At 46.0% G+C, this 810-nt stretch carries 1 protein-coding gene; it reads left to right on the plus strand.

The window, feature by feature from the left end; genetic code table 11:
- On the plus strand, positions 1-810 hold an 810-nt coding region (locus A3766_RS07500), incomplete at both ends, for a metal ABC transporter solute-binding protein, Zn/Mn family (protein WP_068642036.1).

The raw sequence follows: 810 nt of genomic DNA on the forward strand, positions 1-810 counted from the left end.
GAGCCAGTTTACAGTTAGTAGCGACCTTCAGTGTTTTGGCTGATATGGCTAAGGCGGTGGGAGGAGATCATGTATCCGTATCTACCTTGGTAGACTGGGGGGAAGATGCACATGTTTACCGCCCTTCACCTCAAAATGTTAAGCATTTATCTAAAGCTGACTTGTTGTTAATGAATGGCTTGGGCTTTGAAGGGTGGTTAGCGCGCTTGGTTGCAGCAGCAGATTTTAATGGCCTGACTGTGATAGCGACAGAAAATGTTCGTTTGATCAGAGAGCGAAAGGATTTGCGTCGACATAGTCATGGTCATCATGGCGAAGAAGAGCATAAGCATAGTAGCGCTTCTCTTGATGAAAATGATGATATTTCCAAGATGGTTGGAAGGGTTGACCCGCATGCCTGGCATAGCTTGCAGGCTGCAAAAGTATATATTCGCAATATCACCAATGCCTTAGCGAAGGTTGACCCTCCGCATGCCGGAGAATATGCAACGAATGCACAGGCATATATTGAAGAATTAGACTTGCTTAACCAAGCTTACGAGAAGAAGTTTTTGGCTCTGCCTGCGTCTCAACGACAAATGGTTGTTCCTCACAATGCCTTTGCTTATTTGGCTCGAGATTATGGTTTGAAAATGCGGAGCTTGCAAGGCATCAGTACGGGAGGAGAGGCTTCTGCAGCACAAATTGCACAAGTAGTTCGTCAGGTTCGGAGCTCTGGCGTCAAGGCGATTTTCGAGGAAAATGTCGCTGACAATCGCCTTATCAAAGTTGTGCAAATGGAAACGGGAGTCAATTTTGGAGGTGAACTGA

This window comes from Oleiphilus sp. HI0132 (assembly GCF_001635845.1).